This is a genomic window from Treponema sp. R8-4-B8 (assembly GCF_054786175.1).
Map to the genome: position 1 here is coordinate 1 of NZ_BDHE01000104.1, position 1,263 is coordinate 1,263.

Consider the following 1,263-nt stretch of genomic DNA (forward strand, 5'->3'; position numbering starts at 1 on the left):
GTCAATATACAGGGTATTGTTCAGTTTCAGCAAGGAAGGCAGCGCTGTATTTCACGGTCATTTAAGCCTTATAGAGATTTTTTCCATGTCGTTCAGGAGAGCCGATATTTCAGTAATGTATACAAAGGGATTTAACCCTCTGATAAAAATGGAATTTGCGTCTCCGTTATCAATAGGCATAAGCGCGGATTGCGAAATAGCCGCCGTGGATTTTTCAGAAGAAATATCAACAGAAAACTTTGTTACGGATTTAAACGGCAATTTGCCTTATGGGTTTGCCATTAAAAGAGCGGAATCTTTTTTAATAAAAAGCGGCATGAAAAAACATTCATTGTCATCGTTACTGTGGGGTTTCGCGTATACGCGTAATGACGGAATTGATTACGTTAGCCAAAAAGAAGAAAAGGTTTACAGACAAACTCGTTTAAATAACGGCGAATCATTGTTTTCATTAAAGCGAAGCGAAGTCCTAGCGCGTAATATCACAAACGAGAATGTAAACCAATGGATACCATACTTTAACGCATACCGCTTTTTATACCCAAAATGATCCCCCTATGGCGGATATATTATGGTAGACAGAATACGCGTTATGAATAGTACCGTATACAGTTAAAAAGTATACTTCCGCTTTACCTTCCTTCTTTGTGATCATCTTTATGTGAAATTCTTCTCTTCCTTGAAAGATTAATTCATCGGGGGCAGTAAAAATACATTGATATGCGTAGGCTTGCCGTATAATCTGGTAAAATTTCCCGGATTCTGCCCTACGGCTACAATATACATTGAAGCGTAGGCTTGGGTCTGATTATTAACGTCGTTTTGCTGCCCTGATACATCGGCGTTAATTGTCGAAGTCGCGTATGTATAATTTTTTAAATCATCGGAATTACGAAAATATTTATCATTTTCAGGTTTGGGGCTAAATTTACCTCCGTCGTCAGAGCGCAAAAGATTATATTTATTATCATTATATTCAATAAATGGTTTGTCACCTTGGAAATTAGGAAATTGAATAGTAAATTTTCCGCCGCCCTTAGAAAGAATTGTATTTTTTATGTCAATACCCTCAAGCTCAAGCTCATAAAAACCTCTGTTGCTGAAAGTGGTTAATGATGTAATTGACGTTGCGTTTGTAGGATCCGTATACGAATATAAATAGTTGTAATCCCTATATATATTTGAATTTGTTATATTTGGATTTTTATTTATTATGTCAGTAACAGTGATGTCCAGATTACTGATATATATTCTGTAAACAAT

At 36.0% G+C, this 1,263-nt stretch carries 2 protein-coding genes; one reads left to right on the forward strand and one right to left on the reverse strand.

The window, feature by feature from the left end; translation table 11 throughout:
• Positions 1-550 (forward strand): TIGR03936 family radical SAM-associated protein (locus tag ACYVRA_RS06560; RefSeq protein ID WP_461251946.1); only part of this gene is annotated, 550 nt, incomplete at its 5' end.
• A 137-nt stretch (positions 551-687) separates the two neighbouring features.
• Here the strand turns inward: ACYVRA_RS06560 and ACYVRA_RS06565 are convergent.
• Positions 688-1,263: hypothetical protein (locus ACYVRA_RS06565; protein WP_461251947.1), on the reverse strand; the 576-nt coding region annotated here is incomplete at its 5' end.